Below are 26,004 nucleotides of genomic sequence, written 5' to 3' on the forward strand. Positions count from 1 at the left end.
GTCCACCTCAATTGTTGTTTTCTTTTACGTCCATTAATCTTTTGTCCAACTTTCGACTAGCTTTTTATGCTTTTTTACCCATTCTTGCGCTGCTTCTTCAGGATTCGAAGATTTTTCAACTTGTGACAGAAGAGGACTGATTAATTTATCATTCATCTGTGCATTATTCATCCATTTTATGACTTGAGGATTTGTCTTTTTAAATTCCTTGCTTGTCATTGTGTAAATGTTGTCAGGGTCTCCAAACGAATTTTTAGGATCTTTTAAGTATTTAATATCAAAGTCTGCAAAAGCCCAGTGAGGATTCCACATAGTAACAACAATTGGTTTTTTGGCATCATAAGCTTTGCGCAGTTCACTGAGCATAGCTGCTTCAGACGATTTTACAAGCGTATAGCTTTTAAGGTTATAATCTTTTAACGCTTGTTCCGCTAATCCATTAATACTGGAGCCTGGGTCAATTCCAATTACTTTGTTATCGACATCAGAAGCAACCTTAGCAAGGTCTTCCGTTGTGTTCACATCCTTCATATAGGCGGGAACTGCAAATCCTAAGCGTGCGTTTTTAAGCCAAGGGTCTTCGATGTTCACTTGATCTTTATACTTTTTGTAAAAAGGCGCATCTGTTGTGGGCAGCCATGGTGCAAACGAAATATCAATGTCGTCATTGGCCGTTCCTACCCAAACACCGGCTTTCTCTAAGAAAACAGTTCTAACCTTATGACCTCGATCTTCTAAAATCTGTTTCCATACGTACGTGTAGGCGATGTTTTCAGTATAGTTATTCATGCCGATGGTAATGGTTTTTTTATCTTTAAATGCGCCATTACCGTTGCCGCAAGCCGAAGTAATAACTAGAAGAAAACAAATCATGCTGATTAACAATAGTTTCTTCATGCAATGTAACTCCTTTATAAAGTTTTAAATCAATATGACTGATATGTAGAACGGATGCTAAACACAACGAAGTGTATACCCGGTTTTTTTAGGTGGTAAACATAGAAAATATAAAATGTGAAATAGAGTGGGTGATTTTTCGGCGTTATAAAGTTATTTTTAGCTAAAAATGTACATCGTAGTTAAGAGAAAATATGGGGAATAAATGGATAAAATAAGTGACTGTAGAATCAGTTTTACATGTTACCACTCTTTTTTTTACTCCGTCAACTTTAAGTGAAGAGTAATTAGGCGATAAAGCTTTATGAATAAACGCAGAAAGTTATCTTTCTAATAAAGATACTTTTTCAGAAGAATAGTTGCTTAAAGAGCGTTGTATCAGCTTTTACCGTGAATTGTAAAAGGAAGGAAAATAATAGTGAGGTATATAAGAAAAGTGAGAGGAAACTAATAAAATAAAAAATATTTTTGAAGTCGGCATACGACCAATTTTTTAATTAAATTTAAAGATTCAGAAAATTTTATCTTGCGTAATTCTGGTTGCTTATAGTAAAATGAATGAAAGTCATTCATTTTATAGGTGGAGGGAAAGAGTTGGTTACAAGCACAAATGAAAAATACGATAAAATCTTACAGGCAGCGATTGAAGTTATATCTGAAAAGGGGCTTGATAAAACGTCAATTTCAGACATTGTAAAGCGTGCAGGCGTAGCTCAAGGAACTTTTTATCTTTATTTTAGATCCAAAAATGCCCTTGTTCCTGCTATTGCAGAAAACTTACTTTCTTTGTCGCTTGAAAAAATTAAAGAAAGAGCTAAAACAGCAACAAATTTTTTAAGTACATTAGAGGTAATGATTGACGAAACGTATAAAACAACAGATGAATATAGAGATGTTCTTGTTTTATGCTATTCGGGGCTTGCTTTTGACTATTCATTAGAAACATGGGAAGCTATTTATTTACCTTATTACAACTGGTTTGAAGAGGTATTAAATGAGGCTGTAAAAAAAGAAGAAGTCATCAAGCAGCTTAACGTTAAATGGACAGCTAAAATGATGATCAATTTGATTGAAAATGCTGCTGAACTTTTTTATATCGGGCGAGAGCAAGATGTCACACTTGAGCAATCAAAGGAAGAACTTTTTCAATTCTTAAAGCGTTCTCTTGTGCCATCCGTGTAATATTAGCGCTGCTAATATTACACCTATTAAAATGACTGACATTCATTCAAACTATACAATTAATTATCAGAATTATAAGTTTTTAAAAGTTTTTAAAAGTTTTTAAAAGTTTAAAATGACTGACAATCAGTCGTTATTTAATAAGGAGGTATCTTATGGATCGTACAGCCGTTAAAACGTTAACTTTGAATATGTACATAAACGGAGAGTGGAAAAAAGCAGAGAAGCAGCGTCCTACTGTTAATCCAGCTACAGGTGAAGTGATTGGATATGCTGCAGAAGGCAGCATAGAAGATATGAAAACAGCTATTGGAGTAGCACGAGAAGCCTTTGACAGCGGAATTTGGTCTGAGACTTCTGCATCTGAAAGAGCAGCTATCTTATTTAAAATTGCCGATAAGCTTGAAGAAGCGAAAGAAGAATTAGCAGCGCTAGAAACAATGGATAACGGAAAGCCATATCGCGAAGCTGAGGCTGATGTGGAAGATGCAGCTGCTTGTTTTAGATATTACGCTGGATTAATTACAAAGCCAGACGGTCAAACGTACAGTGTTCCGGCACCTATGCAAGCAATGGTTATAAAAGAACCAATTGGGGTGTGCGGACTGATTGTACCTTGGAATTATCCGCTGTTGATGAGCGTGTGGAAAATTGCACCTGCTTTAGCTGCAGGAAATACGATTGTATTTAAACCTTCTGAAGTGACACCGGTTACTCCTACAAAACTTTTTGAGATTTTAGAAAGCGTAGGATTGCCAAAAGGAGTAGCAAACCTTGTTATGGGAGCTGGAGATACTGTGGGAAATACGCTTATTCAAGATAAGCGTGTTGATAAGATTTCCTTTACAGGCGGAACGGTAACTGGAAAACACATTATGCGTCAAGCAGCAGAGAATGTAACGAAAGTCTCTTTAGAACTTGGAGGAAAGTCACCGAACATTATATTTGCTGACGCTGATTTTGAAACAGCTGTAGATTATGCCTTATTTGGAATTTTTGCAGGGAGCGGCCAAATTTGCGCTGCAGGTTCTCGTATTTTAGTAGAAGAAAGCATCGCTGAGAGATTTATCGAACGTTTTGCAGAGCGTGCTCAAAAAATTAAAGTAGGAAATGGAATGGATCAAGAGATTGAAATGGGCCCTCTTGTAAGTGAAGAACATATGAAAAAAGTATTAAAGTACATCGAAATTGGAAAGCAAGAAGGCGCCCGCCTTGTATGCGGAGGCAATCGAATCACCAGCAGTGGATTGGAAAAAGGATTCTTTGTAGAACCTACGGTTTTTAGTAACGTTACGTCAAATATGAAAATTGTGCAAGATGAAATCTTTGGACCCGTTGTCGTTATTCAAACGTTTAAAGACGAAAAAGAAGCTATTAAGCTTGCAAATGATACGGAATATGGTTTGGCAGGCAGTGTGTTTACAAACGACGGCGCAAAAGCTCTTCGGGTGATTAAAAAGCTGCGTGCGGGCATCACTTGGGTAAACACATATCATTTTACATTTAACGAAGCGCCTTGGGGCGGATATAAGCAGAGCGGAATTGGTCGAGGACTGGGCACGTTTGGATTGGAAGAATTTCAAGAAGTAAAACAAATTAATATTAATTTACAAGTAGATCCAATCGGCTGGTTTAAAAATTAAAAAGTAGAGAAGGAGCGATATAAAAATGAATACAGTGACGAAAAATCAAGAGGTAAACAAAGCATATGGTGAAGTAAACGAATATATCAACAAAGTATTGGGGCTTATTGAAAAAAGCGAAGTGTCAGCTGAAGAAGCACAGTGGATTACGAAAGAAACAGTAGACGGATTTCGTGAGCATGTCAACCCAGGCTTTTTAGAATATCGCAAAACAGTAACGGTGGATACGCAGTTTGCAGCTGTTGAATGGTCAGATGAAGGCTCTTGTTTTACGGATGTAAACGGTAAAAAATACATTGATTGTTTGGGCGGATTTGGAATTTATAACGTGGGGCACCGCCATCCTAAAGTAGTCAAAGCTGTTCAAGATCAGCTTCAGCGTCAAGCGCTCCATAGCCAAGACTTATTAGATCCACTTCGTGCGATGCTTGCGAAAATTTTAGCAGATATTACACCGGGTGATTTGAAGTATTCCTTTTTCACAAACAGCGGAACAGAAAGTGTAGAAGCCGCTTTAAAATTAGCGAAAATGTATAGTGATCGAACAACGTTTATTTCCACAACACGTTCTTTTCACGGAAAAAGTCTAGGTTCTTTATCAGGTACGGCAAAAGGAATGTTCCGTAAACCATTTCTGCCGTTAATTCCAGGTTTCCGTCACGTGCCGTTTGGTGATATTGACATGATGCGCAAAACATTTGAAACGTGCGCGCTTGTAGGGGAAGATGTGGCAGCTGTTTTATTAGAACCAATTCAAGGAGAAGGTGGCATTATTCTTCCTCCTGAAAATTATTTAAAAGAAGTGCGTGCACTATGTGATGAGTACGACGCTATCTTAATTTTTGATGAAGTTCAAACAGGTATGGGACGTACCGGTGAAATGTTTGCATCAGAACTATATGATGTTGTACCCGATATTTTATGTCTTGCTAAAGCGTTTGGAGGAGGAGTTATGCCTGCTGGGGCAGTCGTAGCAAAAGAAAAAGTGTTTTCAAGCTTCTTTGATAATCCTTTTATGCACACAACAACGTTTGGAGGCAACCCGCTTGCCTGCGCAGCCGCTATTGCAACCATTAACGTGTTGATTGAAGAACAGCTGCCAAACCGTGCAAAAGAGCTGGGAGAATATTTCCTTGCTGGTTTAAAGAAAGCCGCTGAAAAACATGGAGATAAAGTACTTGAAATCAGAGGGCAAGGTTTAATGATTGGAATTGAGTTTCACCAAGATGAAATTGGCTACGCGCTTTCTAAAGGTATGTTTGATGAAGGGATTCTAGTAGCCGGGACGCTTGTAAACTCTAAAACAATTCGTATTGAGCCGCCGTTGACTATTTCAGCAGAAGAAGTAGATCAAGTCATTTCTACATTTGAAAAAGTATTAAATGAGCTGAACCACCAATAAATGTAACAAGGAGCAATGAATATGAGTCGGCAAACGTTTCTTATTCCCGTATTGCTTTCAATGATTTTAGTAGTGGAAATGCCTAGCGACTAACTGAAATCATTGAAACGGAGGAGTAAATTATGAAATATCCATTGTCACCAGATGTCAAACCAGAATTTTGTACAACGGGCTCATTTATGAGGCTGCCAGCGGAAAGAGAAAATGCAAAAGTAGGGCTAGTAGGGATGCCGTTTGATACGGCAGCATCTTTCAGAGTAGGTGCGCGCTTTGCACCTCAGGCAATTCGGCAAGCTTCCATGACGCTGTTTCCTTATCACCCGGTACACGACGTATATCCATTCGATGATACAAATGCTATCGATATTGGTGATGTGCCCGTTATTCCGCATAATATTCACAGAAGCTATGAATTAATGGAGGAAGCGGTAGGCACTCTTATGGATAGAGGAATTGTTCCAATTGGAATTGGAGGAGATCATTCGATTACCTTAGCAAGCCTTCGTGCTGCTGCTAAAAGATATGGTCCAGTGGCTATGATTCATTTTGATTCTCATACAGACACGTGGGATACGTATTACGATGAAAAATATTGGCACGGATCTCCTTTTATACGCGCTTATGAAGAAGGGCTAGTAGATCCAAAAAAGGTCTTTCAAATTGGTATCAGAGGAACATTAAATCATCCGGGAGATGTTCAAGAAAGCAAAGACCTCGGTTATCATGTAGTAACGGCAGGGGAGCTTGAATATCAAGGATTTTCAGTGATTTTAGAGCAAATGAAGACAGCGATTGGAGATACGCCGTGCTTTTTAACGTTTGATATTGATTTTGTTGATCCTTCTTGTGCACCAGGAACAGGAACGCTTGAAGTAGGCGGATTCAGCAGCAGAGAAACGCTGCAAATGATTCGTTCTCTGGCGGAATTTAACTATGTTGGATTTGACCTGGTGGAAGTGCTGCCTTCTTATGATCCAACTCAGATAACCTCGTTGCTTGCAGCTACAATCATTCATGATTTTGCTAGTTTAGTTGCAGTGAAAACGAAAAGAGAGTCATTGGATACGATGATTGAATAACGGCTTGTAAGCAGAAATCCCTCTTATTCAGAGGGTATTTCTGCGTTGATACAGAAGGAGATTAGGAACATATAGCTATTTAAAATAAAGCGCTTTCATAATATGATAAAAGAAAAAGATAGTTTGTTAGCAACCCTTACCAACTTAAAGAAATAAATCATATATTTGCTATAGTAAATGTAACTACTTTTTATATAAAAATGAATGAAAGTCATTCATTTTTATATAAAGAAATTAAATACAGGTATTTATGGGTTTAATTGTCGGAATGTTCTCAATAAATAGAAGGGGGAAGATAAATGAAACATGAAACAGTAACATTAAAAAGGTCGTTGAAATTATGGCAGATTGTATTAATGGGGATCGGATATATGACTCCGATGGTAGTGTTTGATACGTTTGGGATTGCGTCTGATATGACAAATGGACACGTTCCCACGTCTTATATCATAGCCCTTGTCGGGATGCTTCTCACGGCAGTAAGCTACAAAAAGATGATTCAAGTGTTTCCAAATGCAGGGTCAGCTTATACGTATACGCAAAAGACAATCAATCCACATTTAGGGTTCTTAGTTGGCTGGTCTGCACTAATGGATTATCTCTTTTTACCGATGGTTAACGCACTTATTTTTCAAATTTATTTATCATCTATTTTTCCTTCGGTACCATCGTGGATTTGGGTTGTCAGCTTCGTCATTATCGTTACGCTGCTAAATTTACGAAGCGTTAATTTCACCGCCAATTTCAATACGTTTCTTGTTGTATTTCAAATGACGATTTTAGTATTGTTTGTTGCTGTTTCAATCAAAGCCTTGTTAGGCGGAATGGGGGAAGGTACTCTTTTTTCTATGAAGCCTTTCTTTAATCAGAACATGACGTCATCAGGACTAATAGCGGGAGCCACACTTATGTGTTTTTCCTATTTAGGATTTGATGCAGTGGCTATGTTATCAGAAGAAACGCCTAATCCTAAAAAAACGATTCCACAAGCTATTTTTTTAGTTGCGTTAATCGGAGGAGTCATGTTTACCGTGACATCTTATTTTATTCAAGCGGTTTTTCCAACGTTAGAAGGATTCAAGCATCCAGACGCTGCAGCTCCTGAAATTGCTATGTATGTGAGCGGTACGCTGTTTCAAATTGTCTTTTTAGCTGGAGGAATTGCAGGAACATTATCGTCAGGCATGTCATCGCATGCAAGCGTTTCGCGTTTATTATACGTAATGGGACGCGATCGAATTTTACCTCAGTCATTTTTTGGTTATGTTCATCCTAAGCTGCGCACTCCCTCTCGAAATATTGTATTAGTCGGAGTTGTATCAGCAACTGCCATTTTCTTCAGTTTGGCAACGGCTACGTCATTTATTAATTTTGGAGCACTCATTGCGTTTTCTTTTGTTAATATTTCGGTTATTGCGCACTATGCTGTTCATCAAAAGCAGCACCGGTCGGCTAAAGGTTTTTGGTCATACATTATTATGCCACTATTAGGAGCAGCAGCGATTGGCGTTTTATGGCTTAACTTGGAGCGCAATTCATTTTTACTTGGTATTGGCTGGGCGATTGCCGGTTTAGTTTATTTAGTGTATGCAACGAAAGGTTTTAGAAGGCAGCTGTCTTCCATTGAGTTTAAGGAAACAGAAGAAATGTCACCTTTGATGAAAGTCGGAGAAAAGCAAGGATAGAAACTACCTGTTTAAGCCTATCTTATTAAGGAAGCCACATTTATGGATTACGTATTTTGAACGTGTTACTATGTAAGAACGATAAGATAGAAAAAGGTAGGTAAATTATGATTAAAGCAGTTGTGTTTGATTTTGATGGATTAATTATTGATACAGAATCTGTATGGTACGAGGTGTACCGCGAAATGTTAGAAGACAGGGGAGTAGATCTACCGATTGCAACGTTTGCTTCTTATGTGGGAACGGATGCTACGGCACTTTACGATTACTTGCTTCAGCAGTTTAACAATGAGTTCACAAAAGAGGAACTAGCTCAAGAATCGTTAAGACGTCATCAAGAAAAAATGAAATCATTAGTAGCCCGAGAAGGTGTAGCGGAGTACTTGGCAGAAGCAAAAGAACTTGGATTAAAAATTGGTTTAGCAAGCAGCTCATATCGAGACTGGGTAACAGCATTTTTAAAAGAGCTAGATTTGCTGCACTATTTTGAAGTCATTCAAACGCGCGATGATGTAGAAAAAGTGAAGCCAGATCCGGCTCTTTACCGAAATGCAATTGAAAAGCTAGGAGTAGAGCCCTCTGAAGCTTTAGCATTTGAAGATTCTTCTAATGGAGCAAAAGCTGCTATGGCAGCAGGCTTGCGCTGTGTGATTGTACCAAATCCGTTAACTAAACATCTGTCATTCGAAAGATATCACTTACACATCGAATCGATGAAAGAGAAAAGTTTAAAAGAAGTGATTCAGTATCTTTGTATTGAAGACTAACGCTAAAAGCGCCACATTTTTCAAAAGAAAATGTGGCGCTTTTTTTATTGTTTTACTGCTTCTTCAGTCAAATCAAAAGGATTATCTACAGGGTTATAGACGCCGTCGTAGTGTTTTTTTAGTTGTTGCAATAATAAGTCAATAAGCTTTAAAGAAATCCTAATTCAGCATTAGTAATAGCTTCATTTATGTTTCATTATAAAGAGAGAAGTTTTATTGACACTCTGGAAGAATATGTTTTAAGATTACTTCCAAACAGATTTAATTCTTAGTTAATTTATGTATTTAATTAGTTTTGGAGGTTTCTATGGGGAAACATATTTATTTAAATGCGTTTGATATGAATTGTGTTGTACATCAGACACCTGGTTTGTGGACGTACCCAAGTGATCAGGCGGCCGAATATAAAACGTTAGATTACTGGGTGAAGTTAGCTAAGCTATTGGAAAAAGGAAAGTTTGACGGTTTGTTTTTAGCCGATGTATTAGGTATTTATGACGTTTACAGGAAAAGTAACGAAGGAGCTCTTAAACAAGCTGCTCAGCTTCCAGTGAATGAACCAACTGCGCTTATTTCCGCTATGGCATATGCCACAAAGCATTTAGGGTTTGGGGTAACGGTGTCTACTACTTATGAGAAGCCTTATGCGTTTGCGCGAAAATTTTCGACGTTGGACCATTTAACAAATGGACGTATTGCATGGAATATTGTGACTTCATATCTTGAAAGCGGGTCAATTAATCTAGGATTAGAAGAACATTTTACGCATGAAACCCGCTATGATATTGCCGATGAATTTTTAGAAATTTGCTATAAATTATGGGAAGGAAGTTGGGAGGAAGGAGCTGTTGTAAAAGATAAAGAAAAAGGGATCTTTACACTTCCAGACCGGGTTCATCCGATTAATCATAAAGGGAAGTGGTTTAGTGTTCCGGGTGTACATTTATCAGAACCTTCCCCACAGCGAACTCCAGTTTTATTCCAAGCAGGAGCTTCTGCCCCAGGAAGAGAATTTGCTGCCAAACATGCTGAGTGTATCTTTACAAGTTTTCCTACTAAAAAAGTAGCCGCAGATTATGTGAAAAAAATGCGCGCTCAAATCGCTGCAGAAGGCAGAGACCCACAGAGCGTATTAATTTTTAATTTATTTACACCAATTGTTGGACGAACTGAAAAAGAGGCTGAGGAGAAGCTTGCTCAGTTTGAGAGCTATGTCAATTTTGAAGGAGCAGCTACGCTGTTTAGCGGCTGGACGGGAATCGATGTTTCTACCTATGAACCAGAACAGCCCATTGAATTTATTGTGACGAATTCAGTTCGTTCCGCTTTAGAGAAATTTACAATAAGTGATCCCGATAGAAAGTGGACGGTAGAAGAAGTAGTGAAATTTGTCAGTATCGGAGGAATGGGACCGGTTACTGTGGGAAGTCCGGAACAAGTAGCTGATTTTATGGAAGAGTGGATAGGCGATACAGGCATGGATGGGTTTAATATGGCTTATGTGACCACACCGGGAACGTTTGCTGATTTTATTGATTTAGTGATTCCTGTTTTGCAGGAAAGAGATTTATTCAAAAAAGATTACAGTGAAGGAACTTATAGAGAAAAGCTATTTAAAAAATCACATTTCTTGCCTGATGAACACTATGGCGCTCAGTATCGAAAGACGAGCCAAAAGGAGAGTTTAACATGACTGCAACAACTGTAAAGGAAGAAATTTATCTTGATCAAGCAAAAAAGCTGTCCGTTTCTTTTGCAAAGGATGCGGCACAAAGAGATAAAGAAGGGGGAACACCTAAACAGCAAAAAGATGCTATTCGCCAAAGCGGGCTGTTAAATTTATTAATTCCTCAAAAATATGGCGGAGAAGGCGGGAAATGGTCAACGGCTTTGGCTATTGTTCAAGAGTTGGCGAAAGGCGATGCAGCATTAGGTCACTTATATGGCTATCACTCCTTGTTTGTCTCAGATATTCGAATCAAAGGCACAGAAGAACAGCAGGCCTATTTTTATCCTTTATCTGTTCAGCAGCAAGCTTTTTGGGGAAATGCCTCTAATCCTTTAGTAGAAAGCCTAAAAGGCGATAAGCAATCACAAGGTTATCTGTTAAATGGAACGAAAGCGTTCGGTTCTGGTTCACCTGATTCTCAGTACTTATGGCTATCATTTAATGACAGAGAAACGGGGCAATATTTAAACGGCGTCGTGCCTACTGACAGAACAGGCATTACCGTCAAAGATGATTGGAATGCGATGGGACAAAGACAGACGGGAAGTGGAAATGTAGACTTTAAAAATGTACGAATAGAAGAACATGAAGTGATTCGAGATTTTGTTGAAAATCCTACTCCTTTTTCAACTATTGGAGCCTCGCTGTCGCAAATTATTTTAACGAATGTCTTTATAGGAAGCGCTTTCGGAGCAATTGAAGAAGCACAAAATTACACGGCTTCTAAAACAAGGCCTTGGTTAACATCAGGAGTAGAAAAAGCTTCGGATGATCCAGGTATACTGCGAAAATACGGTGAACTCTGGATTCAAGCAAAAGCAGCCAGTGCACTTGCAGATGAAGCAGCTCTCATATTGGATGAAGCGTGGGAAAAAGGCAGAAAATTAACGGAAGAAGAACGTGGAAACCTAGCAGTTCACGTAGCGGCTGCCAATGTTTTTGCTGGTAATGCTGCACTGGATATCACAAGTAAGATATTTGAAGTTATGGGAGCGCGTTCGGTTCATGCTGAATACGGATACGACCGATTCTGGCGTAATGTAAGAACTCATACTCTTCATAATCCAGCTGAATACAAGCTTCGAACGGTAGGGAACTGGGTGTTGAATCAGCAGTACCCTACACCTAATCCGTATGCTTGATTTAAAAATAGTAAAAAATGAAGCTATCAGACAACTGAGGCTCCTTATTGCAGTTTATTTGTAATAACGGAGTTTTTTTTTGTAGCTTTAAAAAGGGGCGAATACAAGTGGAGTTATTTTGGTTTATTCCAACGTATGGAGATGGACGTTATTTAGGAAGCCATGAAGGAGCCAGGGCTGCAAGCTATTCTTATTGCAAACAAGTTGCACAAGCTGTGGATGAGCTAGGCTATAGCGGGGTTTTGCTTCCGACGGGAAAATCATGTGAAGATGCGTGGATTGCTGCATCTACTTTAGTGCCAGTCACTGAAAATCTGAAGTTTTTAGTAGCGGTACGCCCGGGTTTAATGTCGCCTACACAAGCCGCAAGAATGGCTGCAACGTTTGACCGCTTTTCTAAAGGAAGGCTCCTTATTAATGTCGTAGCAGGAGGAGATCCCGTTGAGTTAGAAGGAGACGGAGTGTTTTTAAACCATCACGATCGCTATGAGCTGACAGATGAATTTTTAACGATATGGAGAAGGGTATTAAATGAATCCGATGTTCACTTCGAAGGAGACTACTTGAGTGTTAAGGGTGGAGACGTGCTTTATCCGCCAATCCAAAAACCGTATCCTCCCCTTTATTTTGGAGGTTCTTCTCCTGTAGCGATGGACGTTGCCTCAAGGCGATCGTTCAAACTTAGAGGTAAGCCCTAATCTATGGGCTGGTGTAGGGTTAGTTCGAGGAGGAGCAGGGACTGCTTTAGTAGGAGATGCTGATACGGTGGCACAACGAATCAAAGAATATGCAGAGTTAGGTATCGAAACATTTATTTTATCTGGATATCCCCATTTAGAAGAAGCATATCGAACAGCAGAGCTTTTGTTTCCAAGGCTTCCAGTTAAGCGTAAGCACGATGAGAACGAGCGCACATTTATCAGTCCATTTGGTGAAGTGAAAGTGAATGATAAAACACCCGCTAAAAGGTGAGAAAGGAGGGAAATCGTGAACAACACCCAAACGATTGCAGCGTCTCAAGAAAAGATCCTTGAATTGGCTAACCAGTTGGCTCAAGAGTTTTCCAAAACTGCTGTAAAAAGAGATAGAGAAGGTGGAACGCCTCTACATGAGCGTAATCTGCTTAGAAAAAGCGGTCTTTTAGCTCTCCCGATTCCTAAGGAATACGGAGGTTATGGAGCCGGCTGGCCGATTGTTTTTAAAGTCGTGAATATCATTGCGAAAGCAGATAGTTCACTTGCACACTTGTTGGGGTATCATTATTTGACGGTTTGTTCGACGTTTCTGTTTGGAAGTACTGAGCAGTACAAAACTTTTTACAAAGACACAGCAGCTCACCAGCTATTTTGGGGCAATGCCTTTAATCCTAGAGGTTCAGGACTAAAAGCAGTTCGAGAAAATGGACGATTAATGCTTAGCGGAAGCAAGAGTTTTTGTTCCGGGGCAACCGATTCAGATCGTTTGTTAGTATCGGCTCAAGAAGAAGGAAGCGGTGAGGCATTGCTATGTGTACTTCCTACTAATAGAGCCGGAATCGTTACTGAAGATAATTGGGACGGATTTGGACAGCGCCAAACGGATAGCGGAAGTGTAAAGTTTGAAGATGTTATCGTTTATGAAGAAGAAATATTGTATAAAGCAGCCGAAGAGCAAAAGGTTTTTCCTACGGTACGAACGCATTTGGCTCAGCTTATGCTCACTCACTTATTGTACGGTATTGCTCAAGGAGCTTTGGAGGAATCAAAAGCTTATGTGAAGGCTCATACAAAGCCGTGGATAAGTTCGGATGTTGAAGCAGCGGAGCAAGATCCTTACATTATTCAGCAATACGGTGAAATGAGTTTAAATCTTCATGCTTGTTCAGCACTTATAGAAAAAGCTGTTGCAGAATTTGATCATGCATGGAAAAAAGAAGATGCGCTAACGAAACAGCAGCGGGGTGAGTGCGGAGTCGCCATTGCGTTGGCCAAAACATTTACTGTCAAAACGGCCTTACATATTACTTCTACTATATTTGATGGGATGGGAGCGAGAGCCACGTCTGATCAGTATAAATTTGATCGATACTGGCGCAATGCCCGGACAATTAGCTTACACGATCCTATTGCTTACAAGCTGCGTGACATAGGGAAATGGTGTCTTAGCAGTGAACTGCCGCCTATTACACCATATTCATAGAAAGTCCGCTAAAAAGCGGCTGGGATAAAAGTAGTTTAGTTGAAGGAAGATCCGAACGATGAATCGTTTGGATTTTTTTATGGTGATGTTGAACCTAGGTTTCATATATTGAGTTGCTTCTAGACGTTGATTGGAGGGCAAGATGAAGACTCCTGCGGGAAAAGCGGAATAGGTGAGACCCCGCAGGAGCGGAAGCGACGAGAAGGCTCATCGGCCGCAAGCGGAAAGCAAAGTCTTGCACGGAAATCAACAGCGGTGTCTCAAGCAGTTCAGCTCATATATCCCATTTGTTCGTCTTTAGATTGGAATGATGTAGCTATATCTCAATCTCTTTTTTTGTAGAATAGATATAATTTTTTTAATTAAAAAATAACGAATCAGCTTGTTTAAATAGATAAAACTGATATAATGATAACGATTATCAGTTTCAAGAGTCGATTATCTACATAAAGATACAAGCAGGAGGAATGACATTTGAATAAGAAAAAAATAGGACTGCTGGCTTTTATTACAATGCTGGCAATCGGAATGCTTATCGGCTGCAGCAGCACGAATAAGGAAAATTCAGCTGATGAAAAAAGTGAACAAACAAGAGTGGTCAAACATGAGCTTGGAGAGACAAAGGTAAAAGAGAATCCAAAGCGAGTAGTCGTATTAGAGTTAGGTTTTATTGATGCATTGTTAGATGCTGGTATCAAACCTGTAGGAGTAGCTGATGATGATAAAGCAGAACAGCTTATTGATAAAGATGTACTAAAAGAAATCAAAGGATACAAATCAGTTGGCACGCGAGCGCAGCCAAGCTTGGAATCGATTAAACTGCTGAAGCCCGATTTGATTATCGCCGATTCAGAACGTCATAAAAATGTATACAAAGAATTATCGAAAATTGCGCCAACGATTGAGTTAAAAAACTTAAATGCTAATTACGATGATTTACTAAATACAGAGTTAAAAGTAGGAGAAGCGGTTGGCAAGAAAGCAAAAGTTGAAAAAGTGGTAGAAGAGCATAAGCAAAAAATGAAGGATTTAAAAGCAAAAGCTCCAAAAAATCCGGGCAATGTACTTGTTATCGCTGATGCAAATGGTAATATTAATGCTAGAACTTCAAATTTCTTTACAACGGGTGTTCTTGAGCAATTAGGCTTCAAAAATGCATTAACAGATCCTACAAAAGAGTACAGTGTAAAAATGACAATGGAACAGCTCGTAAAAGCAGATCCGGACAAACTCATTGTTATGCGAAATGAAAAAGGTCATACGCCTTTAGCAAAACAGCCATTATGGAAAGAGCTAAAAGCGGTTAAAAATAATCAAGTGTATGAAGTTGATGTATTTAAATGGTCTCTTCGCCGAAGTGTACAAGGTGCAAATGGTATTGCAGATGAAGCAGAAAAGTTATTATTTGAAGGCAAATAATAACGAAGAAAAGAACAATCCAGCGGGATTGTTTTTTTCTTTTTAATGAACTTTCAAATGAAAGGAGGCGCAGTCTACTATGAAAGCTGTTCACGGCTTATCCAAAAGAAACAAATCTCCGCTTCGTGTAATAGCTATTTTTCTTGCGGTTATTATTCTTTTACTGATTTCAATGTTTTTATCTATTTCCATCGGTTCTATACATATTTCTTTTGGAACGATTAAGCAAGCTATACTAAATTTTGACGGATCAAAAGAACAGTCGATTATTCAAACTGTCCGTCTGCCTCGCTTACTGGTAACGGCATTTGTTGGCGCTAATTTGGCTGTCGCTGGAGCGTTGATGCAAGCATTAACAAGAAATCCATTAGCTTCTCCTGGTATTTTTGGTATTAATGCCGGGGCCTCAGCGGCAATGGTATTTTTAACGGTTTTAGTGCCGGGTGTAAGTATGATTGGCGGGGTATTTGGTGCATTTTTAGGCGGGACCGTTGCTGCTGTTATTGTTTACGTGATGAGTTCGTTGATTAAAGGCGGCGACAGTGATGTAAAGCTTGCTTTAACCGGTGTTGCTATACAAGGTATGCTTATGTCTCTAACGCAAACGCTGCTGATTTTTAATGAAAGCAAAACAGAAGGCGTTATGTTCTGGCTCACCGGTTCAGTTATTGGACGAGATTGGGGACATGTTCATGTATTGCTTCCTTTTAGCATCGTAGGTCTGATTATTGCCTTTGGTCTGGGAAGAGCATCTTCTTTGTTGTCTTTAGGAGATGACGTAGCTAGAGGACTCGGGCAGCGGGTCTTTGCCATTAGAGCGTTCACGGCAGTTGTTGTGATTGTATTAGCTGGTGTTTCAGTGGCTATTGCGGGTCCTATTGGATTTGTAGGGCTTGTTGTTCCTCATATGGTACGCTATTTAATAGGCGTAGATTATCGAGTCGTTTTGCCAATGAGCGCGCTGCTTGGTGCATCTTTATTGCTGTTAGCAGACGTATTGTCGCGATTTATTACATATCCGTACGAGACTCCTGTAGGGGCAGTAACGGCATTGCTCGGAACGCCGTACTTTATTTACTTAGCGAGACGCAAAAAAACGGAAAGGAAGGCATGAGTTATATGCAGACTGTCAATAAAACAAAAAAGCAGCCATCTCGATTCAAGTCTGTCGGCCTGTTTATCATTCTTTCTGTCTTAATTATAGCGCTGAGCGTGATAAGTCTTAGCTTAGGAGACATTAATATACCGCCATTAGATATTATTACGTCTTTTATTGGTATTGGCGATCCTGACTTGACGTCCATTTTAGTAGAATTTCGTCTGCCTCGTATTTTGCTGGCTATTTTAACGGGGGTCGGCCTAGCTGTGTCCGGAGTTGTCGTACAGTCCATTATGAGAAATCCGCTCGCTAGTCCAGATACATTAGGTCTATCAAGCGGATCAGGATTAGCAGCTGTTGCAGTCACTATTTTACTGCCTTTAGCAAGCCCATCTGTTTTATCCGCCGCTGCGTTTGCAGGAGGCTCGCTTGTTTTTGTCATCGTCTATTTGCTTGCTTATAAAAAAGGAGTAGAACCTATTCGATTTGCATTAATAGGTGTAGCAGTCAGCGCTTTTTGTTCATCCGGTATTCACTTGTTAATTTCAAAAGCAAATCCAAACGTAAATGCGGCACTGATTTGGCTGAGCGGCAGCTTATGGGGAAGGACATGGGATCAATTAATTGGTTTACTTCCCTGGGTGATTATATTATTACCGCTGATTTGGCTGTTAGCTGCCCGATTAGATTTGATTCATTTAGGTGATGAAGTGGCTCGAGGACTAGGGGCTAGAGTAGAGTTAATTCGTCTAGTATTGCTAGCAAGCGCGGTGGCAATGACGGCTGCGGTTGTATCGGTTGTTGGCACCATTGGCTTTGTAGGGCTTATTATTCCTCATGTGGCCAAACGGTTAGTGGGACCGAGACACAAAAAATTGATTCCTACAGCCGCTTTGCTTGGCGCTTTGTTTGTACTAGCAGCAGATTTAATTGGGAGAGGAATTGCTCCTCCGATTGAAATTCCGGCCGGATTAATCATTGGCCTTATCGGCGCTCCGTATTTTCTTTATTTACTGTGGAGAGAATCTAAAAAATGAGGCTGTGACAAAAGTAGTGTAGTTAAAGTTAAACACGAACTATCCATCAAAAATGGATGAATAGTTCGTGTTTTTTTGTAATCATGGTGAACGTAGGTTTCACAAGCAGTCCAACTCATATATCCCTATTGCTCGTCTTTAGATTGGGTTCATTTCGCTATGTCCCAATCTCATTTTTATTCCAAATGAATTTTTGGGAATAAAATATGCGGAGGCTCTTCTAGCCATCCTTGTTCAATACTTATTCTTGATACTTCTTTGGCGTATTCCAAAATTTCATTCGTGAAGTTTGTATAGTTTAAAGCGAGATCTAAACGCGGGCTCGTTGACATCGCAAGCCCATATCCACGTACATTTTCAGTAATCATCGCAGCTAGGTGAAACATCATGAGTTTTTCTGAAAATGGAGGAACGGAAGACTTTTCTATTCCGTAATCCCACTTCATTGTGACCGGTATGTTTTCTACCATTAGCGGTTGTGACAGGGATTCAATGTGCTGCTGTATCTGCTCTCTACCCTTTAACAAAAAAGCTTGAATTTCCTGAGAAGGAGCTGTTCGAGCAAACCCTAAAATTAAATCCTTTGCAATTAAGTTCGTCTGTATGCTTGACACGATATGAGAAATTTCAATGACCGTTAACGGCCGCTTTTCATCAAAATAGCTTCCCAAGAAGAGTTCTTTATCGTTCATATCAGACGCATCTGCAATAGGAATAGGAGGAAGCTCTATAAAAATTTGTTTTTCTAACAACAAATCTGTAATCGTTTGATTAAGCTTTTCTGTTTTTAATAGCAAGCTGCGAAAAAAAGATCGTACATCACTTCTTGCGGCAACATCGACGCCCGTAGTTGCTGATAGCAGAAGGACATTTGAAATATGCTTCAAATAAAGCAAATAAAAAGAATCCGAAAATAATTAAGGTTATCAACTAGTATAAGTCAAAGGAAGTAAGATAAACACTATAGAAAGTAAAAAAAGGTATCAATATTTTACTATAAGAGTAACCGTCATGCATAATTTAAAGGTTCTTTTAGGAAAAGAAGAGTTCAACCGCTTCTTTCTTGCAAAGCAGAAATAAAACCGAAATAATAAATGAAGAAAGTCAGGCAAGAAAGGAGTTTCATTATATGCCAGAAGGTCCAGAAATTAGACGAGCAGCCGATGAAGTGGAAAAAGCGATTATCAGTTTTCCCGTTAGAGAGATATGGTTTGCTTTTCCATCTTTACAGCATTACGAAGAAGTATTAACGGGTGCTCGTATTAAAAGGGTAGATACAAAAGGGAAGGCTATGCTTATTCGTTTTGACAACGGCTATACCATTTATTCACATAATCAGCTTTATGGAAAATGGTATGTACGTTCGTCTTACAATTATCCATCTACAAACAGACAGCTGCGTCTTGCTATTCATAATGAAAAGAAATCAGCGCTGCTCTATAGCGCTTCTGATATTGAAGTATTGCGTGATGAAGAAGTTTCTGCTCATCCTTTTGTATCAAGAGTAGGTCCGGATATTTTAAGTGAAGAAGTAACGGCAGATGAGCTTTTAGATCGCTTTTACTCTAAGCCATTTTACCGCAGAAAATGGGCGTCGCTGCTGCTAGACCAAAGCTTTATAGCGGGGATTGGAAATTATTTGCGCAGTGAAATCCTATTTGTAGCGGGAATTAATCCTGCAGCTCGTCCGGTAGACTGCACGGAAGAACAGCTTAAAAAGGCAGCTGAAGCAACCATTTCTCTTGTAAAACAGTCCTATGAAACAGGTGGTATTACAAATGATGTAAAGCTTGCTGAAAGGTTAAAAAAGAAAGGCCAAAAGCGCTCTGAATACCGCCACTGGGTTTTTAACCGTGAAGGAGAAGCTTGCCGAATTGACGGCACGCCTATCTTAAAAATGCAAGCTGCTTCTAGAAGGCTTTATTACTGTCCTACTTGTCAAAAATAGCAGGATATATTTATTCTGCTATTTTTTTTGATGTAGAAATGAATGACCGTTCATTTTTGTGATATAGTTAAAAAGTAAAGTCATAATCTTAAGGGGATGGATAAGATGGAATGTAAAGCAGGAGATACATTCACGTGGCAAAGAACGTTTCAAGAGGAAGAAATCATGCAGTTTGCGGAGATGACCGGAGACCGGGGCAAACATCATATAGAACGTGACGAAAAAGGGCGGCTAATGGTGCATGGACTTATGACTGCTAGTATTGGGACAAAAATAGGAGGAGACTTAAACTACATTGCAAGAGAAATGGTGAGTGAATTTCTTCGTCCAGTTTTTGCAGGAGATACAGTTACCTGTGAATGCATATTAACTGAAGTAGAAAAAGCAGATGGTTTTCAAAAAGTGAAAATCAAATCAGTGTATCGAAATCAACAAGGTAAAGAAGTACTGATAGGGACAAGTAATGGAATTATTAGAGATTAAAATAAAAGCGTTAACAAAAAATAAGTTATGAATGTTGTTAGAAAAGTCACGGATTCGTGACTTTTTTATTGTGCAATTTCCTTCTTTTGTTGGTTAACATTTAAATGTAAATATGGTAATTTAGTGAAGTTTAGTTTCGTAAATGGTAAAAATGTGTATTTACTAAGTACATAGATTCTTATTTTTGGAAAAATATTTGAAAAAGGAGTTTCTTATATGAAAAAAATAATGAATACAGGCTTAGCACTATCATTCGCTCTATTGCTTTCGGCATGTGGGATGCCGTCTTCAGAGGAATTAACGGGTGACGTGAAAGAAGCACAAGAAAAGGTGAAAAATGTTCAAGTGAAGGTCACTGGAAAAGAAGAAGGATCCTCTGATTACCAAGTAAACGGAGTACAAGAGTTTGATTTTAAAAGTAAAGCAGGTTACATTAACACAAAAATGAACGGCGAAGAATTGAAGATGTATCATGATGGTGATGAAACGTTAGCTGTGGCTGGAGAAGAAAGCACAAAAGTACAGGGAGAAGAAAAAAAGTACGTTGTGGCTTTAATTAATAACGCTATGGAGCTTCAACAAAATCCAATACGCTACTATCAAAAATATGATAAAAATCTTCCAAATGAATTTGACGTCACCGAAAAAGACAAAGAGTATGTATTAACATTTAACGGAGGCAAAGACAAAAAGCAAAAAATTGTAGCAGGTGATGCTAAAGCTTATTATAAAATAACAAACCAAGGCAGCGATACCGCTGTAGACCTTGACCAAATTAAAGGAAAAGATTTTTCGCTTGTTGTGACAATTGATAAAGAAACGAAGCAAATAAAGAAAGTAGTAAAAAATCAGTCGTATTCAGTTAAAGTAGACGGAAAAACAGAAAACTCAAAGTCTAAGCAAACGTATACGTATACATATAACCAATTAGACAATGTAACAAAACCAAAAGTGGAAGCAAAAGCCGCTACTGCTTCTAAAGATAGCAGCACCGAAACACCAAGTAAAGAAAAGCAAGCTGTCTATGCCAAGGAAGCGGGACAATACGTGGATGCTTTAATTCAAGCAACTGTTTATCAAAATACAGATCAATTTGCTGCTAAACATCCGAATCAGCAAGATAAGAAACAGGTAAAAGAAAAAGGGGAGTTCCAAAAGAGTTCGTTTGTAGAGTTTTTTGAAACGAATTTTAAAGGTGCTTTATCATCATTGAGCTCAAATATAACCGACGAGCAGTTAAACGAAGTAAGCAGCGCTTTTCTAAAAGCTCTTTCATCTACAAAATATAAAATTAAAGATGCAGCGTATAGTGATGAAGATGATGCGTACGTCGTACAAGTCGAAATTCAAGGATTTAACGATGCAAGTGTATTAGCGGAAGTCATGACACCACTTGCAGAAAAATATCAGGCGGGTGAGCTGAGTAACGAACAGTTAGTAAACGAACTTATTGACGGAGTAGCAAAACGCTATCGTGAGCCAGTTGAATTACTTTCGGCAAAAACAGTCCCTGTACACGTCGTAAGAAATGGTGAAAAAGATTACGAAGTTTTAATGCAAGATGAGTATCTGTTAACATTTGCTCAACAATCATAAATAGACATAAAAAAAGATTTCAGCTATATGCCTGAAGTCTTTTTTTATGTTTGTTTGAAATATAATTTTAAAAAATAAAATAAATTATTGAAATTATATTTCAAACAAATTATAATAACCATAACTTCACTACATGATGAAAAAGGAGCCCAAAAGATGAATGAAGAGCTTACGTTATTAACAACAGAGTCCCAAAACGAACAGACAATGAAGATAGATACAGCTAGTACAAAAGAAATTTTAAACATAATGAATAAAGAAGATCAAAAAGTGGCGCTGGCTGTACAAAAAGTACTTCCAGACGTAGAGGTGGCAGTTGAATTTGTAAGTGAATCGTTTCAAAAGGAAGGCCGGCTTATTTATGTCGGAGCAGGAACAAGCGGAAGGCTGGGAGTATTGGATGCTGTTGAATGCCCGCCTACTTTCAGTACCAATCCTGATCAGGTACAGGGATTGATGGCTGGAGGAGAAAAAGCATTTGTTAAAGCAGTTGAAGGTGCTGAAGATAAAGAAGAATTGGGAGCAGCAGATTTACAAAAAATTTATTTGAATGAACGAGACACAGTCATTGGAATTGCTGCAAGCGGACGCACTCCTTACGTGATTGGTGCATTAAGATATGCAAAATCTGTAAAAGCTAAAACGGTGGCGCTGTCTTGCAATGGTAATTCTCTTATTGGAAAAGAAGCGGACCATAGTATTGAGGTGGTAGTAGGTCCGGAAGTACTAACAGGTTCCACAAGGTTAAAAGCAGCAAGCGCTCATAAAATGATTCTTAACATGATTTCTACCGCGGCTATGATCAAAGCAGGAAAAGCGTATGAAAACTTAATGATAGATGTTCATGTGAGTAACGAAAAGCTTAAAGAACGAGCGATAGGTATTATTTGTAAAATTACAGGTGTTTCTTATGAACAAGCAAGTCAAACGCTTGAAGAAGCAAATAATGAGGTAAAAACAGCAGTGGTTATGATCAAAACAAATGAAAATTACGACACCGCAAAGATGTTACTGAATAATGCGGGCGGTTATGTGAGAAAAGCGATTGAACATTACGTATAAAGGAGAGAAACGATGTCAACAGGCGGATTAACAATGATTAAAAACACGGTGGCTAAGCTTCCTGATTCGGAGAGGAAAATTGCTGAATATATTTTAAACAACCCGCATACTGTGGTAAACAGTACGGCTGGAGAATTAGGTAGACTAGCGAATGCGAGCAGTGCTGCTGTTATTCGTTTGTGTAAATCTATCGGGGTTAGCGGGTTTCAAGAATTAAAGGTAAGAGTAGCCGGTGATTTAGCTAGAGATACGGAGCAAGGATACCGGGATATTGAAACAAATGAAACGATTCAATCTATTGTCAAAAAAACGGCAAGCAACAGCATTCAAAGTCTAAGTGATACGGCCGAGCTTGTGAATTACAAAGAAGCAGAGCGGGCTGTTTTGGCGCTGATTGAAGCCAAAAACATTCATTTTTTTGGAATCGGTGCTTCACATATTATTGCTATGGATGCGCAGCAAAAATTTCTTCGAATTAATAAAAATGCGACGGCTTTTGCAGATAGCCATCTAGCAGCTACACTCATCGCAAATGCAAGTAAAGACGATGTAGTTGTGGGCATCTCTTTTTCAGGGGAGACTCCTGAAGTAAGCAACGTCTTATCTTTAGCTAAAAATCACGGAGTAAAGACAATTAGCTTAACCAAGTACGGACAGTCTACCGTTTCGTCTTTAGCAGATATTTGTTTGTATACGTCTTATTCTCAAGAAGCGCCGTTTCGAAGCGCAGCTACATCGTCTCGTTTAGCCCAGCTTTATGTGATTGATGTGTTATTTTTAAGTATTGCAGCGCAGCAGTATGACCAGACGATTGAGTATATTGATAAAACAAGGGATGCCATTCAGTTTTTGAAAACTAAGAAATAAAAAAAGAAAGCGATTACAAAAAAGGGGATTTTGTGGTCTGTTTCCTCAGTACCGTGTCCATCTAAGAGGAAAAATACAAAGGGGGATTAACATGTCTTTAGATAATCATCAATTAGCAAAGGTTATTTTGGAGATGCTTGGGGGAGCATCGAATATTGAAGCGTATACGCATTGTATGACTCGGCTGCGCGTGACTGTAAAAGATGATTCAATTGTAAAAAAGGCAGATATACGAAAGCTTGAAGGCGTTCTCGGATTAGTTGAAGAAGAAACGCTGCAAATCATTATTGGTCCTGGAAAAGTAAACAAAGTAACAGAGGAATTTGGAAAGTTAATTGATGAATCTGACGGTATTAATTTAGAAAATCGTGCGGCTCAGCGGAAATCGGAGCTGAAAGAAAAAAATGCAACTCCGTTTAAGCTCTTGCTTCGCCGAATTGCGAGTATTTTTATTCCGTTAATACCTGCTCTTGTAGCCTCCGGACTTATCACCGGAGTGACAAAAGCAGCTGTTCAAGCGAAGTGGCTTCCGGCAGATTCACAGATTGCTATTCTTTTAACCGTTATCGGAAGCGGCTTATTTGCTTATCTTGGTATTTTAGTAGGTATTAATGCGGCAAAAGAATTTGGTGGTTCGCCGGCTCTAGGAGGCTTAGCCGGTATTTTAGTCATTAATCCTGCCGTAGCTGATATTAAACTTTTTGGTGAAGCACTTTTGCCGGGGCGGGGCGGCTTAATAGGCGTGTTGCTTGCAGCAATCTTTATGGCCGTAGTGGAAAAACGAGTGCGTAAATTTGTCCCTCAGTCACTGGATATTATTATTACACCGACCGTTACGGTGTTAATTACAGGCATTATTACGTATGTAGTTTTCATGCCAATCGGCGGCTTGATTTCAGACGGAATCACAAAAGGCCTTTTAGGAGTTTTAGAGGTTGGAGGAGTTGTAGCAGGCTTTGTTTTAGGAGCAACGTTCTTGCCGCTCGTCATTACAGGACTGCATCAAGGTCTTACTCCTGTTCATTTAGAGCTTATCAATTCAATTGGAGATGATCCGCTTCTTCCTATACTAGCAATGGGCGGAGCTGGTCAGGTAGGTGCCGCTTTTGCTATTTATATCAAAACAAAGAAAAAACGTTTAAAGCGAGCAATTGGAGGCGCTCTTCCTTCAGGGCTGCTTGGAATCGGAGAGCCGCTTATTTTTGGAGTCACACTTCCTTTAGGGCGTCCATTCTTAACCGCTTGTCTCGGAGCTGGAATCGGCGGAGCGTTTCAGGCGCAATTTCATATTGCAACTGTAGCAGTGGGAGTATCAGGTTTGCCTCTTACTTTTTTAGTTCATGCGCATCAAATTCTTCTTTATTTACTTGGATTAGTTATTGCTTACGCAGCAGGCTTTATTTGTACCTATTTCTTTGGATTTAACGATGAAATGGCGAGGGAGTTTGAATGATTGGTATTTCGTTTTATTTAAATGATAGTGATGCCGAAAAAAAATTAATAGAAGCGAGTGAGTGCGGTGTCACACGTGCATTCACTTCGCTTCACATTCCAGAAGAAAAAGGAGATTTGGCTGAACGGGCAAAAGAATTGCTTCATGTGGCTAGAGATTGTGGAATAAGCGTGTATGCAGACGTATCCAAGCATACGCCGGTTCATTTAGGTATTGAAAGCCTTATGTCGCTATCTTCACTTGGCGTACCTGGTATTAGACTAGACGATGGCTTTAGTGTAGAAGAAACTCTTTCACTTGCGAATGAATTTTATATTGCTGTTAATGCAAGTACGTTATCCAAACAAGAAATTGAAGCGCTCTTATCTGCAGGGCTTCATCATCATCAGCTGCTTGCATGGCATAATTTTTATCCGCGGCCTGAAACAGGACTTGAAGAAACGTTTTTTCAACAACAGACAGATTTATTTAATGAACTTCGTATTCCAGTCTGCGCTTATATTCCTGGAGAAGGCGAAAAAAGAGGCCCTATTTATCAAGGTCTTCCTACTAGAGAAAAAGACCGTAATAGATGTCCTTTTACCTCTGCAGTAGATTTATACAGATGCGGAGTAGCGGAGGTTTATATTGGAGATCCATACCCGGGTTCGAGTTTATTAAAGCGTTTAGTTCAATATCAAGAAAGCCGCATTATTCCGCTGCGCATTCGTTCACCTCATATAGAGGGAACGTACAGCGTGCGTCCGGATGTATCAAGAGACGTTCTGCGTTTAGTTGATACTCGATCTGTAAAACCAGTGCCGCCATGTCATACAGTAGAACGCAGAATCGGAGCAATTACAATGGACAACGATGGCTACGGACGTTACAGAGGAGAGGTTCAAATAGCTAAAACGAATTTGCCTGCCAATGCTAACGTTAACGTGATTGGGTATGTGATAGAGGAAGATCATGAGCTGATTTCGTTAGTGAGGCCGGGGCAAAAACTTGAGCTTGTCACTGTCTAAATGGAAAAACCGCGTATTTTTAAAGAAGCCGATAGCTAACTAGTAAGCTTATAAAAGTAAAGAGCACACACTGCTTGAAACAAGTGTGTGCTTTTTATTTTACTAAAAAGGAAAATATTTTCATGGCTGAATCATGAACCTTTCTATTGAATAAAACGCTTTACTATGATAAAACTATTACAGGTAAACATATGATAATCGTTTAATTTTATAGAGATACAACGCCACTAGGGGTGCTTTCTAAGCTGAGAGAGACGAGAAGTCTTAACCCTTATAACCTGAACTAGGTAATACTAGCGTAGGAAAGAGGTATTGTAATGGATGTTTTG

Annotated in this window: 22 protein-coding genes, 2 pseudogenes and 1 riboswitch; of the genes and pseudogenes, 21 read left to right on the forward strand and 3 right to left on the reverse strand. The window is 39.2% G+C overall.

Annotated elements, in window-relative coordinates; genetic code table 11:
• Positions 1 to 33: 33 nt before the first annotated feature.
• The gene (locus ACN6NE_RS15345; RefSeq protein ID WP_474325841.1) at positions 34 to 897 is read right to left on the reverse strand and encodes a glycine betaine ABC transporter substrate-binding protein; all 864 of its coding nucleotides are present in this window, start codon (positions 895 to 897) and stop codon (positions 34 to 36) included.
• Positions 898 to 1,491: 594 nt separating this feature from the next.
• Here ACN6NE_RS15345 and ACN6NE_RS15350 point away from each other — a divergent pair.
• The 14 genes and pseudogenes from ACN6NE_RS15350 to ACN6NE_RS15415 all read left to right on the forward strand — a co-directional run bounded on the left by ACN6NE_RS15350 (position 1,492) and on the right by ACN6NE_RS15415 (position 17,259).
• The gene (locus ACN6NE_RS15350; protein WP_129706455.1) at positions 1,492 to 2,079 is read left to right on the forward strand and encodes a TetR/AcrR family transcriptional regulator; all 588 of its coding nucleotides are present in this window, start codon (positions 1,492 to 1,494) and stop codon (positions 2,077 to 2,079) included.
• Positions 2,080 to 2,234: 155 nt separating this feature from the next.
• Positions 2,235 to 3,722, forward strand: coding sequence for an aldehyde dehydrogenase family protein (locus ACN6NE_RS15355; RefSeq protein WP_129706457.1), 1,488 nt, complete (start codon positions 2,235 to 2,237; stop codon positions 3,720 to 3,722).
• Between the two features lie 25 nt (positions 3,723 to 3,747).
• Positions 3,748 to 5,124 (forward strand): putrescine aminotransferase, encoded by a 1,377-nt coding sequence (locus ACN6NE_RS15360; protein ID WP_028407593.1) that lies wholly within the window; start codon positions 3,748 to 3,750, stop codon positions 5,122 to 5,124.
• A 122-nt stretch (positions 5,125 to 5,246) separates the two neighbouring features.
• Positions 5,247 to 6,203 carry an agmatinase gene (gene speB, locus ACN6NE_RS15365; protein WP_474325843.1) on the forward strand — a complete coding sequence of 319 codons (957 nt, stop codon included), beginning with the start codon at positions 5,247 to 5,249 and terminating at the stop codon, positions 6,201 to 6,203.
• 299 nt (positions 6,204 to 6,502) lie between these two features.
• The gene (locus ACN6NE_RS15370) at positions 6,503 to 7,888 is read left to right on the forward strand and encodes an APC family permease (RefSeq protein ID WP_129706463.1); all 1,386 of its coding nucleotides are present in this window, start codon (positions 6,503 to 6,505) and stop codon (positions 7,886 to 7,888) included.
• A gap of 107 nt (positions 7,889 to 7,995) precedes the next feature.
• Positions 7,996 to 8,655 carry an HAD family hydrolase gene (locus ACN6NE_RS15375; protein WP_014461428.1) on the forward strand — a complete coding sequence of 220 codons (660 nt, stop codon included), beginning with the start codon at positions 7,996 to 7,998 and terminating at the stop codon, positions 8,653 to 8,655.
• Positions 8,656 to 8,962: 307 nt separating this feature from the next.
• On the forward strand, positions 8,963 to 10,348 hold the full coding sequence (locus tag ACN6NE_RS15380; protein WP_129706467.1) for an LLM class flavin-dependent oxidoreductase: 1,386 nt from the start codon (positions 8,963 to 8,965) through the stop codon (positions 10,346 to 10,348).
• Positions 10,345 to 11,526: an acyl-CoA dehydrogenase family protein gene (locus tag ACN6NE_RS15385; protein ID WP_129706469.1), complete on the forward strand. Its 1,182-nt coding sequence runs from the start codon at positions 10,345 to 10,347 to the stop codon at positions 11,524 to 11,526. The genes ACN6NE_RS15380 and ACN6NE_RS15385 overlap by 4 nt, the downstream gene beginning before the upstream one ends.
• A gap of 107 nt (positions 11,527 to 11,633) precedes the next feature.
• Positions 11,634 to 12,498, forward strand: a pseudogene (locus ACN6NE_RS15390) (LLM class flavin-dependent oxidoreductase).
• 15 nt (positions 12,499 to 12,513) lie between these two features.
• Positions 12,514 to 13,704, forward strand: a complete 1,191-nt coding sequence (locus tag ACN6NE_RS15395; protein ID WP_474325845.1) for an acyl-CoA dehydrogenase family protein — start codon at positions 12,514 to 12,516, stop codon at positions 13,702 to 13,704.
• Between the two features lie 126 nt (positions 13,705 to 13,830).
• Entirely contained in the window at positions 13,831 to 14,046 is a 216-nt protein-coding gene (locus ACN6NE_RS15400; RefSeq protein ID WP_165351681.1) for a hypothetical protein, read from the forward strand.
• Between the two features lie 132 nt (positions 14,047 to 14,178).
• The gene (locus ACN6NE_RS15405; RefSeq protein ID WP_129706475.1) at positions 14,179 to 15,123 is read left to right on the forward strand and encodes an ABC transporter substrate-binding protein; all 945 of its coding nucleotides are present in this window, start codon (positions 14,179 to 14,181) and stop codon (positions 15,121 to 15,123) included.
• A 79-nt stretch (positions 15,124 to 15,202) separates the two neighbouring features.
• The gene (locus ACN6NE_RS15410; RefSeq protein WP_474325846.1) at positions 15,203 to 16,237 is read left to right on the forward strand and encodes a FecCD family ABC transporter permease; all 1,035 of its coding nucleotides are present in this window, start codon (positions 15,203 to 15,205) and stop codon (positions 16,235 to 16,237) included.
• A 5-nt stretch (positions 16,238 to 16,242) separates the two neighbouring features.
• Positions 16,243 to 17,259 (forward strand): FecCD family ABC transporter permease, encoded by a 1,017-nt coding sequence (locus ACN6NE_RS15415; protein WP_129706909.1) that lies wholly within the window; start codon positions 16,243 to 16,245, stop codon positions 17,257 to 17,259.
• A 176-nt stretch (positions 17,260 to 17,435) separates the two neighbouring features.
• On the opposite strand, the gene ACN6NE_RS15420 is transcribed toward ACN6NE_RS15415, so the two are convergent.
• Both ACN6NE_RS15420 and ACN6NE_RS15425 read right to left on the reverse strand, forming a co-directional pair.
• Positions 17,436 to 17,951 (reverse strand): DUF3231 family protein, encoded by a 516-nt coding sequence (locus ACN6NE_RS15420; protein WP_306461250.1) that lies wholly within the window; start codon positions 17,949 to 17,951, stop codon positions 17,436 to 17,438.
• 33 nt (positions 17,952 to 17,984) lie between these two features.
• Positions 17,985 to 18,164, reverse strand: a pseudogene (locus ACN6NE_RS15425) (DUF3231 family protein); the annotation flags it as partial.
• A gap of 224 nt (positions 18,165 to 18,388) precedes the next feature.
• Here ACN6NE_RS15425 and nei point away from each other — a divergent pair.
• The 7 genes from nei (at position 18,389) to ACN6NE_RS15460 (ending at position 25,675) form a co-directional block, all read left to right on the forward strand.
• Positions 18,389 to 19,207, forward strand: coding sequence for an endonuclease VIII (gene nei / locus ACN6NE_RS15430; RefSeq protein WP_129706479.1), 819 nt, complete (start codon positions 18,389 to 18,391; stop codon positions 19,205 to 19,207).
• Positions 19,208 to 19,312: 105 nt separating this feature from the next.
• Positions 19,313 to 19,690, forward strand: a complete 378-nt coding sequence (locus tag ACN6NE_RS15435) for an FAS1-like dehydratase domain-containing protein (RefSeq protein ID WP_013055587.1) — start codon at positions 19,313 to 19,315, stop codon at positions 19,688 to 19,690.
• A 216-nt stretch (positions 19,691 to 19,906) separates the two neighbouring features.
• On the forward strand, positions 19,907 to 21,286 hold the full coding sequence (locus ACN6NE_RS15440; protein ID WP_129706481.1) for a DUF6612 family protein: 1,380 nt from the start codon (positions 19,907 to 19,909) through the stop codon (positions 21,284 to 21,286).
• Between the two features lie 156 nt (positions 21,287 to 21,442).
• Positions 21,443 to 22,348 carry an N-acetylmuramic acid 6-phosphate etherase gene (gene murQ, locus ACN6NE_RS15445; RefSeq protein ID WP_129706483.1) on the forward strand — a complete coding sequence of 302 codons (906 nt, stop codon included), beginning with the start codon at positions 21,443 to 21,445 and terminating at the stop codon, positions 22,346 to 22,348.
• A 12-nt stretch (positions 22,349 to 22,360) separates the two neighbouring features.
• Positions 22,361 to 23,215: a MurR/RpiR family transcriptional regulator gene (locus ACN6NE_RS15450; RefSeq protein ID WP_129706485.1), complete on the forward strand. Its 855-nt coding sequence runs from the start codon at positions 22,361 to 22,363 to the stop codon at positions 23,213 to 23,215.
• A gap of 91 nt (positions 23,216 to 23,306) precedes the next feature.
• Positions 23,307 to 24,668 carry a PTS transporter subunit EIIC gene (locus ACN6NE_RS15455; RefSeq protein ID WP_129706487.1) on the forward strand — a complete coding sequence of 454 codons (1,362 nt, stop codon included), beginning with the start codon at positions 23,307 to 23,309 and terminating at the stop codon, positions 24,666 to 24,668.
• A complete protein-coding gene (locus tag ACN6NE_RS15460) occupies positions 24,665 to 25,675 on the forward strand; it encodes a MupG family TIM beta-alpha barrel fold protein (RefSeq protein WP_129706489.1) in 1,011 nt (336 codons plus the stop codon). Before ACN6NE_RS15455 ends, ACN6NE_RS15460 begins: the two co-directional genes overlap by 4 nt.
• A 219-nt stretch (positions 25,676 to 25,894) precedes the next feature.
• Positions 25,895 to 25,997: riboswitch (TPP riboswitch) on the forward strand.
• Positions 25,998 to 26,004 lie beyond the last annotated feature (7 nt).

The sequence above is a fragment of the Priestia sp. 53B2 genome (assembly GCF_056099005.1).

Bases quoted from the DNA above. Each gene is read 5' to 3' on its own strand.
- ACN6NE_RS15440 (WP_129706481.1), top strand. From the start codon at position 19,907: ATGAAAAAAATAATGAATACAGGCTTAGCACTATCATTCGCTCTATTG.
- ACN6NE_RS15360 (WP_028407593.1), top strand. From the start codon at position 3,748: ATGAATACAGTGACGAAAAATCAAGAGGTAAACAAAGCATATGGTGAA.
- ACN6NE_RS15370 (WP_129706463.1), top strand. From the start codon at position 6,503: ATGAAACATGAAACAGTAACATTAAAAAGGTCGTTGAAATTATGGCAG.
- ACN6NE_RS15380 (WP_129706467.1), top strand. From the start codon at position 8,963: ATGGGGAAACATATTTATTTAAATGCGTTTGATATGAATTGTGTTGTA.
- ACN6NE_RS15415 (WP_129706909.1), top strand. From the start codon at position 16,243: ATGCAGACTGTCAATAAAACAAAAAAGCAGCCATCTCGATTCAAGTCT.
- ACN6NE_RS15420 (WP_306461250.1), bottom strand. From the start codon at position 17,951: ATGAACGATAAAGAACTCTTCTTGGGAAGCTATTTTGATGAAAAGCGG.
- nei (WP_129706479.1), top strand. From the start codon at position 18,389: ATGCCAGAAGGTCCAGAAATTAGACGAGCAGCCGATGAAGTGGAAAAA.
- ACN6NE_RS15345 (WP_474325841.1), bottom strand. From the start codon at position 897: ATGAAGAAACTATTGTTAATCAGCATGATTTGTTTTCTTCTAGTTATT.
- ACN6NE_RS15455 (WP_129706487.1), top strand. From the start codon at position 23,307: ATGTCTTTAGATAATCATCAATTAGCAAAGGTTATTTTGGAGATGCTT.
- ACN6NE_RS15355 (WP_129706457.1), top strand. From the start codon at position 2,235: ATGGATCGTACAGCCGTTAAAACGTTAACTTTGAATATGTACATAAAC.
- ACN6NE_RS15410 (WP_474325846.1), top strand. From the start codon at position 15,203: ATGAAAGCTGTTCACGGCTTATCCAAAAGAAACAAATCTCCGCTTCGT.
- speB (WP_474325843.1), top strand. From the start codon at position 5,247: ATGAAATATCCATTGTCACCAGATGTCAAACCAGAATTTTGTACAACG.
- ACN6NE_RS15460 (WP_129706489.1), top strand. From the start codon at position 24,665: ATGATTGGTATTTCGTTTTATTTAAATGATAGTGATGCCGAAAAAAAA.
- ACN6NE_RS15385 (WP_129706469.1), top strand. From the start codon at position 10,345: ATGACTGCAACAACTGTAAAGGAAGAAATTTATCTTGATCAAGCAAAA.
- murQ (WP_129706483.1), top strand. From the start codon at position 21,443: ATGAATGAAGAGCTTACGTTATTAACAACAGAGTCCCAAAACGAACAG.
- ACN6NE_RS15435 (WP_013055587.1), top strand. From the start codon at position 19,313: ATGGAATGTAAAGCAGGAGATACATTCACGTGGCAAAGAACGTTTCAA.
- ACN6NE_RS15450 (WP_129706485.1), top strand. From the start codon at position 22,361: ATGTCAACAGGCGGATTAACAATGATTAAAAACACGGTGGCTAAGCTT.
- ACN6NE_RS15375 (WP_014461428.1), top strand. From the start codon at position 7,996: ATGATTAAAGCAGTTGTGTTTGATTTTGATGGATTAATTATTGATACA.